Genomic DNA, 15,971 nt, shown 5'->3' on the forward strand with positions numbered 1-15,971 from the left:
CCGAATGGACCGCAGGGCTAAAAATTGGCTGGATGCGACCAACCAAAGGAGCTCTTTACCTCACCGGTTGCTGGCGACCACCGTATCCGGCTGCCAGCCACCACCCAAGGCCTTGTAGATCGCCACGATGCCGCGATACAGATCCACTTCGGCCTGGGCCTGGGCGTCTTCGGCGGCCAGGCGTTCGCGCTGGGCGTCGAGCAGTACCAGGAAGTCCACGGTGCCTTCGCGATAGCGGATCGCCGCGAGGTCGGCGGCGGCGCGGCTGGATTCGCTTTGGCGGATCAGCGAGACCAGGCGTTGCTGGCGCTTGCCGTAATCGCTGAAGGCGTTCTCGGACTCTTCCAATGCCAGCAACACTTGCTGTTCATAGGTCGCCAACGCGCCATCGGCTTCGGCATTCGCGCCACGCAGACGCGCACGCACGCTGCCCAGGTCAAACGCGGCCCACGTGATGCTCGGGCCCAGGGACCAAGCATTCGCCGCGGCGGAGCCGATCTGCGAACCGCGCCCGGCGGTGAACCCGAGGAAACCGCTGAGGCTCACCCGTGGGAACAGGTCGGCCTTGGCCACGCCGATACGTGCGGTGGCGGCGGCCAGTTTGCGTTCGGCGCTGAGGATGTCCGGGCGTCGTTGCAGCAGTTGCCCCGGGTCGCCAATCGGCAACGCCTTGGCAATCGCTGGCAGGTCTTTCGGGCTCAGGTCCACGCTCAGTTTGTCGGGGCGCTGGCCGAGGAGGGTGGCGATGCGGTTGCGCTCGCGCACTTGTTCGGCCTGCAGTTGCGGCACGCTGGCTTCAACTGCTGCCAGGCGCGCGTCGGCACGTTCCACGTCGAGCTGATCACCGACGCCGGCATCACGCAGGCTGACGGTGATGGTGCGCGATTCCTGCTGGTTCTTCAGGTTGTCCAGGGCAATGCGTTCACGCAGTTGCGCTCCACGCAGTTGACCGTAGGCATCCACCAGTTCGGCAATCATGGTGACTTGCAGTTGGTACAGGTCGGCTTCGGCCACCTGTTGGTCGGCGTCGCTGGCTTCCAGGTTGCGGCGGATGCGCCCGAATAAATCCACTTCCCAGGCCATGTCCAGGCCCAGGTCGTAGCGCTCGCTGTTGACACGCTTGGTGGTCTGCCCGGGAATCTGGCCCTTGCCCACATCGCTGCTGGCGCGAGAGGTGACCACCGGCATGATGTCGTTGGCCGCGTCATCACGGATAGCCCGTGCCGCCCGCAGGCGGGCAAAGGCTACGCGCAAATCACGGTTGCCGCTCAGCGACTGGGTTACCAGCTGGTTGAGCGTGGGGTCTTCGAACTGCTGCCACCAGATGCCTTCGTACTTGGCATGGTCGTAGCTTTTGCTGTCGGCGGCGGCCGTGATATTGGCCGCCTCCAGTGGCTGGGTCTTGTAGTCCGGGCCTACGGCACAGGCGGCGAGCGCCAGCACCAACAGGCTCGGCAGGAATACTTTCACACTCATTGCTGTGTCTCCAGCTTCAAGGCCTTGGCCGCTTTGCGCGCTTCACTGCGCTCGACATAGCGACGGATCAGTACGTAGAACACTGGTGTCAGCAACAGACCGAAGAAGGTCACACCGATCATCCCGGAGAACACCGCCACGCCCATGGCATGGCGCATCTCGGCGCCGGCACCGCTGGAGAGCACCAACGGCACCACACCCATGATGAACGCGAACGAGGTCATCAGGATCGGCCGCAGACGCAGGCGGCAGGCTTCCAGTACTGCGGCGAGCGGGTCGAGGCCTTCCTGCTGTTTATCCTTGGCGAACTCGACGATCAGAATCGCGTTCTTGCACGCCAGGCCCACCAGTACGATCAGGCCGATCTGGGTGAAGATGTTGTTGTCGCCGCCCGAGATGATCACCCCGGTAATGGCCGACAGCAGTGTCATCGGTACGATCAGGATCACCGCCAGCGGCAGGCTCCAGCTTTCGTATTGGGCGGCGAGCACCAGGAACGCCAGCAGTACGCAGAGCGGGAATACGAACAGTGCGGTATTGCCCGAGAGGATTTGCTGATAGGTCAGGTCGGTCCACTCGTAGGTCATGCCGTTGGGCAGTTCATCTTTGAGCAGCTTTTCAATCGCGGCCTGGGCCTGGCCAGAGCTGTAGCCCGGCGCGGCGTTGCCGTTGATTTCGGCGGTGATGAAGCCGTTGTAGTGCATCACACGGTCCGGGCCCGAGGTGTCGCTGACCTTGATAAAGGTCGCCAGCGGGATCATCTCGCCTCTGTTATTGCGCACTTTCAATTGGCCGATCTGGTCGGAGTCCTGGCGGAACTGCTGCTCGGCCTGCACGTTGACCTGATAGGTACGCCCGAAACGGTTGAAGTCGTTGGCATACAACGAACCCAGGTAGACCTGCAGGGTGTCGAAGATGTCGCTGATCGCCACGCCGTGAGTCTTGGCCTTTTCGCGGTCGATGGCCGCGTCCACTTGCGGCACGTTCACCGTGTAGCTGGTGAACAGGCCGAACAGTTCAGGCACGCTGTGACTCTTGGCAATCACGTTCTGCACTTCTTTGTACAGCTCGTCATAGCCGAGGTTGCCACGGTCTTCGATCTGCAGGCGGAAGCCCCCGATGGTGCCCAGGCCTTGTACCGGCGGCGGCGGGAAGATCGCCATGTAGGCCTCTTCGATATTGGCGTATTGGCCGTTCAGTGCACCAGCAATCGCACCGGCGGACATGCTCGGGTCTTTACGCTCATCGAACGGCTTCAAGGTCACGAACACGATGCCGCTGTTCGGGCTGTTGGTGAACCCGTTGATCGACAGGCCCGGGAAGGCAATCGCAGCTTCCACGCCGGGTTGTTTCAGGGCGATCTCCGACATGCGCTTCATCACGTTTTCGGTGCGGTCCAGGCTTGCGGCGTCGGGCAGTTGGGCGAAGGCCACCAGGTATTGCTTGTCCTGGGCCGGTACGAAACCGGTCGGCGTGTGGGCAAACCCGAAGAACGTCAGCACCATCAAACCTGCGTAGACGAACAAGGCGATACCGCTGCCGCGAATCACTCGGCGCACGGTGCCTACATAGCCATGGCTGGCCTTTTCGAAAAAGCGGTTGAAGGGACGGAACAGCCAGCCCCCGAAGACCTTGTCGAGGAACTTGGAGAAACGGTCCTTTGGCGCGTCGTGGCCGCGCAGCAGCACAGCGGCCAGGGCAGGGGACAGGGTCAGGGAGTTGAACGCCGAGATCACGGTTGAGATCGCGATGGTCAAGGCGAACTGCTTGTAGAACTGCCCGGTCAAGCCACTGATAAAGGCGGCCGGAATGAACACCGCACACAGCACCAGCGCCGTGGCGATGATGGGGCCGGTCACTTCACTCATGGCTTTTTCGGTCGCCGGGAACGGCTCAAGCCCCAACTCGATATTACGCTCGACGTTTTCCACCACCACGATGGCGTCGTCCACCACAATACCGATCGCCAGCACCAGGCCAAACAATGACAGGGCATTGAGTGAGAACCCGAACAGGTGCATCACCGCAAAGGTACCGATCAATGAAACCGGCACCGCCACCAACGGGATGATCGAGGCGCGCCAGGTCTGCAGGAACAGGATCACCACCAGCACCACAAGGATCAGTGCTTCAAACAGGGTATGCACCACCGCTTCGATGGAGCCGCGTACAAAGATGGTCGGGTCATAGGCGATGCGATAATCCATGCCCGCCGGAAAGCTCTTTTTCAGCTCGGCCATCTTGCTGCGCACATCGTTGGAGATGTCGATGGCATTGGAGCCGGGACGCTGGAAAATCGGAATCGCAACGGCCGGCTGGTTATCGATCAGCGAGCGCAGCGCGTATTGGCTGGAGCCCAGTTCGACCCTGGCGATGTCCTTGAGGCGCGTGATTTCACCGTTGGCGCCGGCGCGAATCACGATGTTCTCGAACTCTTCTTCAGTGACCAGGCGGCCCTGGGTATTGACCGACAACTGGAAGCTGGTGTCACTCGGCGCAGGCTGGGCGCCCAGGGCACCGGCTGCCACCTGGCGGTTCTGCTCGCGGATCGCCGTGACCACATCGGTGGCGGTCAGGTTGCGCGAAGCGGTTTTGTTCGGGTCCAGCCAGACGCGCAGGGAGTAGTCGCCCATGCCGAACAACTGCACGTCACCGACGCCGCCCAGGCGGGCCAGTTCATCCTTGATATTGAGGATCGCGTAGTTGGACAGGTACAGCATGTCATAACGCTGATCCGGGGAGGTCAAGTGCACCACCATGGTCAGGTCGGGAGAGGCCTTGTCCACGGTAATACCGATGCGTGTCACTTCCTCCGGCAGCTTGGGCTGGGTACGCGTCACACGGTTTTGCACCTGCACCTGCGCGTTGTCCAGGTCGGTGCCCAGGGCGAAGGTGATGGTCAGGGTCAGCTTGCCGTCGGCGGTAGATTGCGAGGACATGTACAGCATGTTCTCAACGCCAGTGATGGCTTGCTCCAACGGCGCGGCCACGGTTTCACCGATGACTTTGGGGTTGGCGCCCGGGAAGTTGGCGCGCACCACCACGGTCGGCGGTACCACTTCCGGGTATTCGCTGATCGGCAGTTGGAACAGCGAGATTGCACCGGCAATCAGGATCAACAGCGACAGCACCGCTGCGAAGATCGGCCGTGAAATGAAGAACTTGGAAAAATTCATCTTGAGTCGTATCCCTTAACCGCGTGGAGTCGCGACGCTGGCGAGCTTGGGCGCGGGTTTTTCCGGCGCCACTTGCTCCAGGTTGCTGGCTTCAAGCGCTTGTCGTTGTTGGGCCAAGGCGGCGAGGGTTTCCTTGCTGGCCATCGGAATGGTTTCCGGTGCGACCGGCGAGCCAGGGCGCACGCGTTGCAGGCCCTTGACGATCACGGTGTCATCCTTGGTCAGGCCGCTGCGCACGATGCGCAAGCCTTCGATTTTCGGCCCCAGTTCCACCGCGCGATAAGCCGGCTTGTCGCCGTCCATCACCAGCACGAATTTTTTGCCCAGGTCAGTACCGACGGCTTCGTCGTTAATCAATACCGCCGAATAGGTACCGCTGCCGACCAGCTTCAAACGCGCATACAGGCCAGGGGTGTATTCGCCCTTGCTGTTGTCGAACACCGCGCGGCCACGGATGGTGCCGGTGGCCGGGTTGACCTGGTTGTCGACGAAGTTCATCTGGCCCAGGTGCGGGTTGCCGGTTTCGTTGGACAGGCCCAGATACACCGGGGTGGTGGCGCCACGCCGGCCTTCACGGGCCAGTTCGGTGTACTTGAGGAATACACGCTCATCGGCGTCGAAGTAGGCGTAAACCTTGTCGGTGGAGACCACGCTGGTCAGCGCGGTGGTATCGGCGGTCACCAGGTTGCCGGCGGTGATTTCGGCACGGCTGACGCGGCCACTGATAGGCGAAGTGACACGGGTAAAGCTCAAGTTCAGTCGTGCCAGGTCCAACTGCGCCTGGATCCCGGCCATGGCGGCGCGGGCTTCCTGGGCGGCGGTGGTGCGCGAGTCGGCCAGTTCAGCGGAGATCGCGTTGCTCTGACGCAGGCGTTCGCCACGTTGCGCTTCGTTTTCGCTGCGGGTGGCGGCGGCTTTGGTCTGAGCCAGTTGAGCCTCCAGGCGGCGCACTTCGGCCTGGAACGGGCGCGGGTCGATCTGGAACAGCAGGTCGCCTTTCTTGACCAAAGCGCCTTCAGTAAAAGCGACTTGGTCAATCTGGCCGGACACCCGCGGACGAATCTGCACGGTTTCCGGCGCTTCAAGGCGCCCGGTGAACTCGTCCCACTCGTTGACCGGCTGTTCCAGCACCTTGGCCACGCTGACCTTGGCTGGGGGCATGGCGGCCGCTTGTTCGGGAGACTTGCCGCACGCGCTCATCACCACCACGGCCAAGATCGCCAAGGGGAAGCGCAAAAGTTTGAGTGACTGTTCCATGAGGTGCATCCGCCAATGTATTTGAGATGGGCGGATCATGCGCGGGGAGGTGCTAGGTCACGAATCGAATGAAGCAAAGGTAACTATCATTCGGAATGATATAAGCGCGGAGTCAGCCCTCTAGCATGGGGCTTTTGTTAGGGAGCTATCAATGTGATTGATGACAAAAGACTGTTGCAGCGAATGCATGGATGCAGCCCGAGTAGGTATCGATGGGCAGTGGTGTCGCTGATTCGGCCAGAAGCTAATGCGCATCACATGGCACAGATGTCAACTGAGAAGTCTGACAGTAGGTTGATTAATGGCGTTTGCGTAGGCTGATATTCATGCCCGGAGGGCTCTCGAAATGCCGAGCGTAGATTAATCAATCAGTTCAAGGAATTGAGCCATGAATAACACTAAACCCAGCGAGTCTTCTGGCGCAGCGAAGAATTCAAAGGTCGGCGCTGATTATTTTAACTTCATGTTTGCTCCTCCCTTTCCTATGGTAGAGGAATTTTGGAGGGCATTAGAGTTCCGCTATTATGAGTCGGACGATGGCGTTCTTATTCTTCGTGGGAGCCTTAATGAAGAGGAGACGGGGCGATTTGAGCTGCTCACCTTCAAGATGCCGCCACCTATAAAAGATGGCGAGCATGACGTAAGCAGGGATGAGGCAGGTGTTAATGCTACTTTTGCTTTACCGTCGCTCATCAAGGCGGACAGTGGGAAATTGAATATAAAAAGATTCAAGGACGGTGACAAAGATACCATCCAGGCTCAATTTTACCTGGCATTTGAATATGACAGTGTGGTCTATGATGTAGCCGGCCTAGCTTTGGTTCATGCAACGGCGGCTAGTTAAGATCACGGCGCCTCGAACGCATCGCCCAGAAAGTCGATCAAGGACCGCACCGACGGCATCAGCCCGCGCCTGGAGGGGAACACGGCGGTGATCACGCCTTCAGCGGGTTGCCATTCAGGCAATACGGCAATCAGGCGGCCATCGGCCAACTCGTCTTTCACGACGACTTGGGGCAGGTTGGCGATGCCCACGCCCGCCAGTGCTGCATTTTTCAGGGTCGACATGTCATCACTGACCAGGCGCGGCGTGTGCGGGACCTGGGCCGTCGCGCCGTCCGGCCCGGTCAGGTCCCACAGGTATTGAAGCAACGGGTTGCCCCAATGGATAGTCGCCAGCCCGGCAAGGTCAGCCGGTAGCGAGGGCAGGGGCGCGTCCTGCAAAAAAGTCGCGCTCGCCACCAGTACCTGAGGACTTTTAGCCAGTACCTTCATGACCAGCTCACTGCTTTCCAGCGGTGGGAAACACAGGTTCAAGGCCATGTCATAGCCTTCGCTGATGATGTCGACCTTGCGGTTGAAGCTCTTCACGTTCAGTTCGACGCTGGCGCATTGCGCCATGAATTGGGCGAGCATCGGCGCCACCCAGTAGTTGAGCAATGCGGTGGTGCAGCTCAAGCGGATCACGCCCCGCGGCTCTGATTTGTTGAAGGCAATCACATCTTCTGCTGACTCGGCTTCGGCAATCATCGCCACGCAATGGCGGTAATAGGCATGGCCGATATCGGTCACCTGGAATTGGCGCGTCGAACGCTGTATCAGCCGTGCCCCCAGCCTGGCTTCAAGCTGGCTGACCCTGCGGCTCAAGGTCGATTTGGGCAGGTTCAACGCTCGACCCGCCGCCGCAAACCCGCCGTGCTCGACCACCTTGGCGTAGAGGAAGAGTTCGTTGAGGTCGAACATGGGCAGTGTTCCATTTTTGAGATGCCCAAGCTTAATCCAAATCAGCCCTCACGTTGAGCGAATGTCAGCGCACTACTGATCAGTGCGTCAGTTCAGCGTATGACTGATATCCCGCAGGCGCGCGTCGCTCAGGTTGCCGGTGGATGCCAACAGGTGCAACTGGGCCATCAGGATCGCATAACGTTGTTGGGCCAGGCGTTGCTGGGTATCGGTGACTTTTTGTTGGGCATCCAGCACGTCGGTGTTGATGCGGGAACCGGCTTCGAACCCGTGGGTCACGGCGGCAAGGTTGATCTGGCTAGAGTTCAAGGCCTGCTTGAGTGCCTGGTATTGGCTCATGCCGTTGGTGACTTGCAGGTAAGCCTGGCGCGCCTTCAGCCCGGCGTTGCGACGTGCATCTTCGACTTCGTCCGCCGCCTTGCTTTGCAGTGCATGGGCTTCGCGCACGCGACTGCTGGTGCGGCCACCGCTGTAGAGAGGAACGCTCAGTTTGACCCCGACCACGGTCTGGTTATAGCGGTTTTCCGGCAACGTCACATCGTAGACATCACCGCCGACAGAGGCGAAGCGGCCATGGGCGGCGATCAGATCCAGGGTCGGCAAATGGCCGGCCCGTTCCTTGTCGATGTCCATTTCGGCCAGGCGCTGGGCAATCTGCGCCGCCTGTACGGCAAGGTTGCCTTGTTGCGCGGTCGTGGCCCAATCATCGATGGCAGCGGGCACCGGGGCACTGAACTGCGGCTCTTTGCCTGACCACGGGCCTGCCTGTGCGGCAGTTAATTGGGTGAGCGTTTCGTTGGCAATGTCCAGTGCGCCACGGGCGGCCACCTGTTCGGCGAATGCCTGGTCGTACTTGGCCTGCACCTGGGCGAGCGCATTAGCGGTGGTGGCGCCGTCGGCCAGCAGTCGCTGGCTGCGCGTCTGGCTCTCGCGCAAGGTTTGTAGCTGTTGCGTGCGGGTGTTCAACAGTTCCTGATTGAGCAGTACGTCGAAATAAGCGCGGGCGACGCGCAGCATCAGCGCTTGGCGCGCCTGTTCGGTGTGCAGTTCACTGGCGCTGATCAACAGTTTGCTTTGGTCGTGTGCGATCACATTCTGCCAACGCAGCAGCGGCTGTGTGAGGACCACGGCGTAGGCGTTGGTGTTATTGCGATTGCGATGATAGTCGGAGGAATCCTCGGCATCGACCCAGGCCGCGCCGCCGGTGACAGACAGGTCCGGCAGCAGGTTGGCACGGCTTTGCGGTTCCTTTTCTGCCGTGGCCAATTGCTGGGCCTGGGCGGCGGCGAACTGCATGTCGTGGGTCAACGCCTTCTGGTACAGCTGGTACAAGTCATCTGCCAACACCTGAGTGGGCGCGCAGGCGAGTGCCAGCCAATACAGCGGCATGAGCAGCGGGGTGGTGTTCAGATGCAGGCCTGGAATACGCAAGGGGTGTGCTCCACTGAAAGATTTATCGACTGATGTGGCTTCTGCGCATCATCAGCACCATGGGAATCCCGATGGCCATCACCGCTCCCAAGGTGCCGAACAGCATGCTGAACGCCAGCATTTGCCCTTGTTCGCGCGCTTGCAGGTAAGGCATCAGGGCCAGGGCTTGTTGATGGCTCGCCAAGCCCAGGGAAAGAAACAACGGGTCGGTTTCCACACCTCCCCAACCACTGGCCACCAGGCTCGATTCGGTGACATGCTCGGAGAGCAGGCGATAGCGTTCCCAGGAGAACCGTGTGAGCAAGGTGGCTGCGATGGCGATGCCCACGCTGCCCCCCAACTGGCGCATCAGGTTGAGTACGCCTGAGGCGCCGGAGATTAATGTCAGCGGCAGGCGACGCATCGCCAGGTTGGTCAGCGGCACGAAGATCATGCCCAGCCCCAGGCCGCGGATCACCAAGGGCCAGTACAGCGAGTCGGGGTTACTGTCGAGAGTGAACTGGGTGTGCAGGAACATCGCATAGCAGTACATGACAATGCCCAGGGTGACGAACACACGCTCGTCGATCTTGTTTTCCTGGGACAGCTTGCCGATCACCAAGGTGCTGATGGCGCTGGCCACCGCCCCTGGGAAAATCACCAACCCGCTCTGGTAAGCGCTCTGCGCCAGCAGGGTCTGCAAGAACAGCGGCACCATGAACAACGTGCTGTACAGCCCGAAGCCCACGCAGAACGCGCAGATGCACCCCATCAGGAACTCGCGGTTCTGGAACAGCGCGACGTTGACGATCGGGTTGGCCACACGCCGCTCCCACCAGAAGAAACCCACCAGGCTGAAGCTGCTGAGCAACAGGCAGGCCACGGTCCAGTTGGACGCCATCCAGTCCCAGTGCTCGCCGCGCTCCAGCAGGATCTGCAGGCTGCCCACGCCCAGCGCCAGCAAACAAAAGCCGCTGTAGTCGACACTGGAAGGTTTTTGTTCGTTGGGCGAGTCGTTGATGCACAGCCAGCACAACAACAAGGCCACGGCACCGATCGGCAAGTTGATCAGGAAGATCCAATGCCACGACAACGTGTCGATCAGGTAGCCGCCGACGGTCGGACCCAAGGTGGGCCCCATCATCACGCCCACGCCGTAAAGCGCCATGCCGCTGCTGACCTTTTCCTTGGGGAACACGTCGTAGATGATTGCCTGGGAAATCCCCAGCAACCCGCCGCCCGCCAGGCCTTGCAGCACCCGGAACGCGACCAGTTGCCAAAGTTCGGCAGACATCGCGCAACCCAACGATGCCAGCACGAACAGCGCGGTAGAGACCAGGTAATAAGTCCGCCGGCCGAACCACGCCGACAGCCAGCCACTGACCGGCAGAATCACCACGTTGGCCACCACATAACCGGTGGAGACCCAGGAGATTTCATCCACCGACGCCCCGTAGGTGCCCATCAGGCTGGGAATCGCTACGTTGACGATGGTGACATCGAGCAGCTCCATCATCGACACCAGCGTGACGGTCAGCGCAATCAGATAAGGCGACTTCATAGCGTGTGGCCGGCGTCGTCAGGTGCGGCCACTTCGACAAACGCGCTCATGCCCGGGCTCAACAGCGGCTTGTAGTCATCCGGCACATCGTGGAGCGCGATGCGCACCTGCACGCGCTGCACCACCTTGGTGAAGTTGCCCGTGGCATTCTCCTGGGGCAACAATGAGAACTTGGCTCCGGTGGCCGGTGCCAGGCTTTCGACGACGCCGTCGAAGGCGTGCCCGGGGAAGGCGTCCACGGTGACACGGGCAGTCTGGCCCACGCGCACGCGGCCCACCTGGGTCTCCTTGAAGTTGGCGGTAATCCACAGTGCGTCGGTGGCGATCAGGCTCATGAGCTTTTGGCCAGCGACCACAAACTGGCCGGGTTCCACCTCTTTTTTCGAGACAATGCTGCGCATCGGCGCGGTCTGGCGGGTGTCGTTGAGCTGGATCCTGGATTGTTCCAGCTCAGCTTGCGCGGCCGCGATCCGATAGTCCTGCACCTTGAGTTCGGCTTTGTTGGCCAAGGTACTTTGAGCGGCGGCCTGGGCGTTGCTGCGCGCCACTCCCTGGGCGTGGCTGAGGGCGTCGAAACGCGCCTTGGCCACTTCCAGGTCCTGGGTGCTCAGCACGCCTTGGGCGCCGAGGCGACGGGCACGCTGGTAGTCGTTGCGCGCTTGCTCAAGGTTGGCGCTTGCTTGAGCCAGGGCCGCCTGCGCGGCCTCGCGCATGGCCACCGCGCCGAGCACCTGACTGTCCAGCGCGCCGGGCACGCCTGCGCGCCCGGCGGCGGCGAGCAATGCTTGCCACTGTGCTTCGCGCTGCTGCAACTGATAGCGGTACTCGCTGTCGCGGATCTGAAACAGCAGGTCGCCGCTTTGTACCCTGACGTTGTCCACCACCGGCACACTGATCACCACGCCCGAAAGCTTGGCTCGTACCGGGATGATCACCCCGTCGAGCTCGGCGTTGTCGGTACTCACGTAGGTGCTGGAATACTGCCAGCGCTGCCAGCCCAGTATCAGCAACCCGCCGACCACGACGCCGCACAGCGTCAGTTTTATCAACTTGCCTTTGGTCATGTGGTACTCCCTGTCGATGCGCGTTGAGGTCAAGCAGGCTCAGAAACGGTGTGGACCTCCCGCGCAGGACGGCTCACCGTCGGCTGAGCCTTGTCCAGCAGGAACTGATGCACGCCATTCCACAGGTCAATCCGTGAGTTGATTGCGGTTTTCGCACTCTCGACCATGTGCAGGTGTTGCGCGGGGCTGGTGACGATTTCGGCGATGATGCGTTTGGCCGCCGGGCCGTGATCGTCACCATCCATCTCGATGTGGCGCTTCAAGTAATACGTGAGCATCGGTACATCGCGTTCACTGACCGACCATTGCGACAGCAGGCGACCAAACATGTCGGGGATAATGTCTTCACGCCCGAAGAAGAAGTACGCCAGGACCGCTTCGGTGCTGCCGTGTTGTGCAACATCGAGGGTCTGGCACATGAACACTTTGGCGGCCGTCGGAATCTGCGCGTCGTTGAGCGCCTTAGCCAGAGGCACCTTGGCCTGGATGGCGGCCAGGAAGCAGCGGAATACGCTGCTGTCGGCGCCGATTTCATCCATGGCGGCGAGGTACAGGTCCAGGTGGCTGATAAAACCGCCCTCGGGGTGCTCGTCGGTCTCTTCACCCACCACGATTTCGTTGATCAGGCGCGCGGCGGTGATGTGTACCGGCGGTACCCAGGGCAACTCCACGCACGTGAGGTCGCGCTGGATACGCTTGAGCAAGGTCATGAAGTCCCAGACGGCGAACACGTGAAACTCCATCAGGGTGCGTACATCTTCTACGCTGCGGATACTGCCGAACAGTGGGTGACTGAACAGCTGTTCGCGCTCGGTTTCAATGTGGCTGTCGATATCAAAAGGCATGCGTGCTCCTGCGGCCTGAAGGGTCAGGCCCAAAATCCATCGGAAATTAAGGGTGTGTGTCGTTTACCGTGTTTGTACGATAAGGATGGCGACCGGTGGCGTACCGGAAGGAGTGCACAAAGTGCTTTTCCAGCAGGTATTGCCGGCTTTCGTACCATCCCGCTTCCAGCAGTTGACGGTGTACCTTGGGCAGTCGCCAGCAAGGCACCGCGGGGTAAAAATGATGTTCCAGGTGAAAGTTCGAGCCCGCGTGCAGCCAGGTGTTGAGGCGCGAAGTGCGTGAACGCGCTGGCGGCAACAGATGGCCTGTGTCGAAAGCATGTTCCTGATAAGCGTTGACCGCCGACAGCAGGAACGCCACCGCCAGGCTCAAGGAAAACCCCAACAACAGGCCGTCGACTAGCCAGATAGCCAGCCCATACAGGCTGAGCCATACAACCTGGCAGGCGATATTGCAGCGGGCCAGCCATTGCACTTGCGCCGAACTCAACGGCAGCGCCGAAGGATTGACCAATGGCCCGAACGCCAGGCGCCAGGTGGTCTGCAGATAACGCAGGGTGGCAATCAAGCGCGACAGGGTGATGCGGCTCGCCAGTGTGTGATAACGCGAAAAGAGCTGGTAGTCCGGGTCTTTCGCGCTGTTGCTGTACCGGTGGTGTTGCCAATGGTCGACGAAGTAACCGGTCACACAGAACCCCGGCAGCAGCGAACTGGTAGCAATGCCCAGGTAGCAACTGCGCATGGGGTTCGCGCTCAGGTTGACGTGGAAGCCTTCATGCCCAAGGATCGCTTGCAGAAATAACCCATATCCCGCCAATACCACCAATGGCAAACACACCAGCGTCCACAGGGTGGAGGCTGTGTTGGCCACCCACACAAACAGCGCGAGTGGCAGCAGGTACAGGCTCAAGGCGTAGGCGATGATCAGCAAGGATTCCCTCGATCGGGCCTTGAACAAGGCACGGTCGAGACGGACCTGGGGCTTGGGGTGTAGATGGCTGGCCATTGGCGAGGGCTTACTCGATCAGTTCAGGGTTGAGCACCAGATGACCGCCACGCGTGAGCGTACGCAGGCGCATGGCGATAAAGGCATCGACCACGCTCGGCACGCTGCGCGCGGTGTACATGGCCAGCGTGCCCATGAACGTCAGCCCCCGGTTGCGCAGGCCATTTTTCTGGCAGGCGCGCACCAGGCCGTTCGCGGCGGCATCCAGTTTTTCTTCCAGGGACAGCAGGGTCTTGTCACCCCACTTGAAGGTCACCAGGCGTTTGACCGACAGGCCCACACGCTGCGCGGGCAAGTGGATCGCCGTGTCGATGAACCCCGGGTACACCGTGACCACGTCAAGCTTCCCGCGATACTGCATGCGCAGCACATCCGAATAAGCGCTCAGCGCCCGTTTGCTCGCAGCATAGGCGGCCACGTAGGGCGCATTCACCAGCGCGAACAATGAGGACACGTTGACCACTTTGCCGCGCTTTCGCAGTAGCCCCGGCAGGAACCCCGAAGTCAGTTGCCAAGGCGCGAACAGGTTGACGTCCACTGCGCGGGTCACCTCATCGGTGACCCCGGTTTCGCCGCGTTCCAGTGTCAGGGTGCCGGCGTTATTGACCAGAATGTCGATGTCGCCGAAATCGGTGCTGATAGCGCTGATCACGTTGGCCACGGCGTGGCGGTCACACAGGTCGACTTGATAAAACGCGTCCAGTAGGCCGCTGTCTTGCGGTACGAGGATATCGAGGCCAATCACGGTGGCGCCCAGTCGCTTGAGCTTGCTGGCCGCGGCGAAACCCAGGCCGCGCGCGGTACCGGTGATAACAATGGTTTTTCCGAGCAGGTTCATGAGTGCGCTCCGGTCATGCTGAAGGTTGATGCGGACAGGTAGGTGTCAAGGTTGGTCGCCATCGAGATCCTGGCCGGTGGATGAAATTGCAAGCCGCGGCAGGCCATCAGTCCGTTGGAACTCAGGTTGCTGGTGATGAACGCCATCCCGCCCAACATGGCGTGGGCCTGGTCGGAGAGCTGGGCAAGCCGTTGCTCGATGCCATAACGCACCAGCAGCAGACGGGCCAACACGTTAGGCAAGTCCTGTGGGTTACGCTCGATATCCAGGACCGCGCCTTCCAGGGCACTGATCGCCAATTGCAGGTCGGCTGCCAGGTCCACGCGGTGATGCGCGGTCCAGCGAGTGGCGTCTGTGACCGACTCGATCAGGCTGGCGCAGGCACCCACATAAGATGCGCAGATCAACAGTTCGAACCAGATGAAACCCACGGTTTGCACGTCTCCCAGTTGGTGCGTGTAACCGGCGGAAAACACCATGCGCTCGGGCACCAGCACTTCGTTGAGGCGTACTTCGATGCTTTCTGCGCCGGCCAGGGCGCTGTTCTGCCAGAAAGGATTACGGCTGATGCCCGCTGCAGTGGCCGGAATCAATGCGACCATCAGCTCTTCGCCACCAGGGGTTTGGCGGATATAGCTGGCGGTGAGCAAGTCCATCGACTGCCCAAGGCAGCAGGGCTTCTTGCTGCCGCTGAGTAACACCCCGTCTGGGGTGTGCACTGCCTGCATGGCCGAGTCGAGAATCCCCGCTCCGGAGGTGCCCTCGGCAAACCCCGAAGACAGCAGCAAGCGGTTTTGCGCGACGGCGGCCAGCAACAGGCCTTCGGCGCCGCCGCCGTTTTGCGTGAGTGCCAATAGGCTCGCCACGGAAAACTGGTGCATGGTGCTGGCCACCGCCAGCGAGGGCGAGCGGGCGCCCAGGGCGATCTGCACATGCACTGCGTCAAGGATGTTCGCGCCCAGCCCGCCGGCTTCACGGTTGACCAGCAGACCTACCGGGCCATGTTGCTTGAACAGGGCGATGACCTCGCTCTGTGGCGCTTCGCGCTGGGCACTCGGAATGGCCGCCAAACGCTCGTCAAAACCCGGGGCGTAGCGTTCAAGCAAATCGCGTGAGCGATTGAGTAACGACAGTGACATGGTTCAGGCCTTCAAGTAGCTCGCCGGAAACAGGCCGGTGATGATCGAGTGGATGTTGTCCCGGATAGCTTGTTTAGCCACAGGGTCGAGCATGTCCGCGAGCATCGGCAGGCCCAGGTCGAAGCGTGATTTGAAGGTGATGATCGCGTCTTTGCCATCCGGCAAGACGTGCCAGGTGCCGGAGAAGTGATCGACGTCGCCGGCCATCTGCTCGAAATGAATCTCTCGGGTGTCGGCATTGAAGGTGTCACGCTCCTGCCACTTGAGAATGCCGCTGTGGAAGTTGACCTCCCAGGACGTGAACGACACCTGGTCGCTGACCTTGTTGATGCTGATATTGCGCACCGATTCGCAGAGCTCGACGTAGTTGCTGAAATCGCTGATCACCGCAAATACTTCATCAGCGCAGGCATGGGGGATATGGGCCTGCACGTTGACTTCTTGCATGGGGGAAAA

13 protein-coding genes are annotated in these 15,971 nt (G+C 60.8%); 1 reads left to right on the forward strand and 12 read right to left on the reverse strand.

Annotated features, from left to right (window positions below; genetic code table 11):
* Nucleotides 1-60 precede the first annotated feature (60 nt).
* From BOP96_RS16030 to mexE, 3 genes are read right to left on the reverse strand one after another with little or no spacing between them, the layout of a single operon-like run.
* Nucleotides 61-1,476: an efflux transporter outer membrane subunit gene (locus BOP96_RS16030; protein ID WP_014718375.1), complete on the reverse strand. Its 1,416-nt coding sequence runs from the start codon at nucleotides 1,474-1,476 to the stop codon at nucleotides 61-63.
* Complete coding sequence (locus BOP96_RS16035; protein WP_003191086.1) at nucleotides 1,473-4,652, reverse strand: efflux RND transporter permease subunit; 3,180 nt, start codon at nucleotides 4,650-4,652, stop codon at nucleotides 1,473-1,475. Before BOP96_RS16035 ends, BOP96_RS16030 begins: the two co-directional genes overlap by 4 nt.
* 15 nt (nucleotides 4,653-4,667) lie before the next feature.
* The gene (gene mexE / locus BOP96_RS16040; protein WP_019820113.1) at nucleotides 4,668-5,909 is read right to left on the reverse strand and encodes a multidrug efflux RND transporter periplasmic adaptor subunit MexE; all 1,242 of its coding nucleotides are present in this window, start codon (nucleotides 5,907-5,909) and stop codon (nucleotides 4,668-4,670) included.
* A 388-nt stretch (nucleotides 5,910-6,297) separates the two neighbouring features.
* On the opposite strand from mexE, the gene BOP96_RS16045 reads away from it, so the two are divergent.
* On the forward strand, nucleotides 6,298-6,753 hold the full coding sequence (locus BOP96_RS16045) for a hypothetical protein (protein WP_019820112.1): 456 nt from the start codon (nucleotides 6,298-6,300) through the stop codon (nucleotides 6,751-6,753).
* Nucleotides 6,754-6,755: 2 nt separating this feature from the next.
* Here the strand turns inward: BOP96_RS16045 and BOP96_RS16050 are convergent, their stop codons facing one another.
* From BOP96_RS16050 to BOP96_RS16090, 9 genes are all read right to left on the reverse strand, one after another.
* The gene (locus BOP96_RS16050; protein WP_073453307.1) at nucleotides 6,756-7,652 is read right to left on the reverse strand and encodes a LysR substrate-binding domain-containing protein; all 897 of its coding nucleotides are present in this window, start codon (nucleotides 7,650-7,652) and stop codon (nucleotides 6,756-6,758) included.
* Nucleotides 7,653-7,739: 87 nt separating this feature from the next.
* Nucleotides 7,740-9,083, reverse strand: a complete 1,344-nt coding sequence (locus BOP96_RS16055; protein WP_014718378.1) for a TolC family outer membrane protein — start codon at nucleotides 9,081-9,083, stop codon at nucleotides 7,740-7,742.
* Between the two features lie 22 nt (nucleotides 9,084-9,105).
* The gene (locus BOP96_RS16060) at nucleotides 9,106-10,623 is read right to left on the reverse strand and encodes a DHA2 family efflux MFS transporter permease subunit (RefSeq protein WP_014718379.1); all 1,518 of its coding nucleotides are present in this window, start codon (nucleotides 10,621-10,623) and stop codon (nucleotides 9,106-9,108) included.
* Nucleotides 10,620-11,687 carry an HlyD family secretion protein gene (locus BOP96_RS16065; protein WP_014718380.1) on the reverse strand — a complete coding sequence of 356 codons (1,068 nt, stop codon included), beginning with the start codon at nucleotides 11,685-11,687 and terminating at the stop codon, nucleotides 10,620-10,622. The genes BOP96_RS16060 and BOP96_RS16065 overlap by 4 nt, the downstream gene beginning before the upstream one ends.
* Nucleotides 11,688-11,716: 29 nt before the next feature.
* Nucleotides 11,717-12,532 (reverse strand): DUF3050 domain-containing protein, encoded by an 816-nt coding sequence (locus BOP96_RS16070; RefSeq protein ID WP_073453309.1) that lies wholly within the window; start codon nucleotides 12,530-12,532, stop codon nucleotides 11,717-11,719.
* Nucleotides 12,533-12,578: 46 nt separating this feature from the next.
* Complete coding sequence (locus tag BOP96_RS16075; RefSeq protein ID WP_073453311.1) at nucleotides 12,579-13,538, reverse strand: fatty acid desaturase family protein; 960 nt, start codon at nucleotides 13,536-13,538, stop codon at nucleotides 12,579-12,581.
* Between the two features lie 10 nt (nucleotides 13,539-13,548).
* Complete coding sequence (locus BOP96_RS16080) at nucleotides 13,549-14,376, reverse strand: SDR family NAD(P)-dependent oxidoreductase (protein WP_073453313.1); 828 nt, start codon at nucleotides 14,374-14,376, stop codon at nucleotides 13,549-13,551.
* Nucleotides 14,373-15,515, reverse strand: a complete 1,143-nt coding sequence (locus BOP96_RS16085; RefSeq protein WP_083609841.1) for an acyl-CoA/acyl-ACP dehydrogenase — start codon at nucleotides 15,513-15,515, stop codon at nucleotides 14,373-14,375. Before BOP96_RS16085 ends, BOP96_RS16080 begins: the two co-directional genes overlap by 4 nt.
* A gap of 3 nt (nucleotides 15,516-15,518) precedes the next feature.
* Complete coding sequence (locus tag BOP96_RS16090; protein WP_019820107.1) at nucleotides 15,519-15,962, reverse strand: type II toxin-antitoxin system RatA family toxin; 444 nt, start codon at nucleotides 15,960-15,962, stop codon at nucleotides 15,519-15,521.
* Nucleotides 15,963-15,971: the final 9 nt, after the last annotated feature.

Origin of the sequence: Pseudomonas sp. FSL W5-0203, from assembly GCF_001896155.1 — a bacterium.
Taxonomy (GTDB): Bacteria; Pseudomonadota; Gammaproteobacteria; order Pseudomonadales; family Pseudomonadaceae; genus Aquipseudomonas; species Aquipseudomonas paracarnis.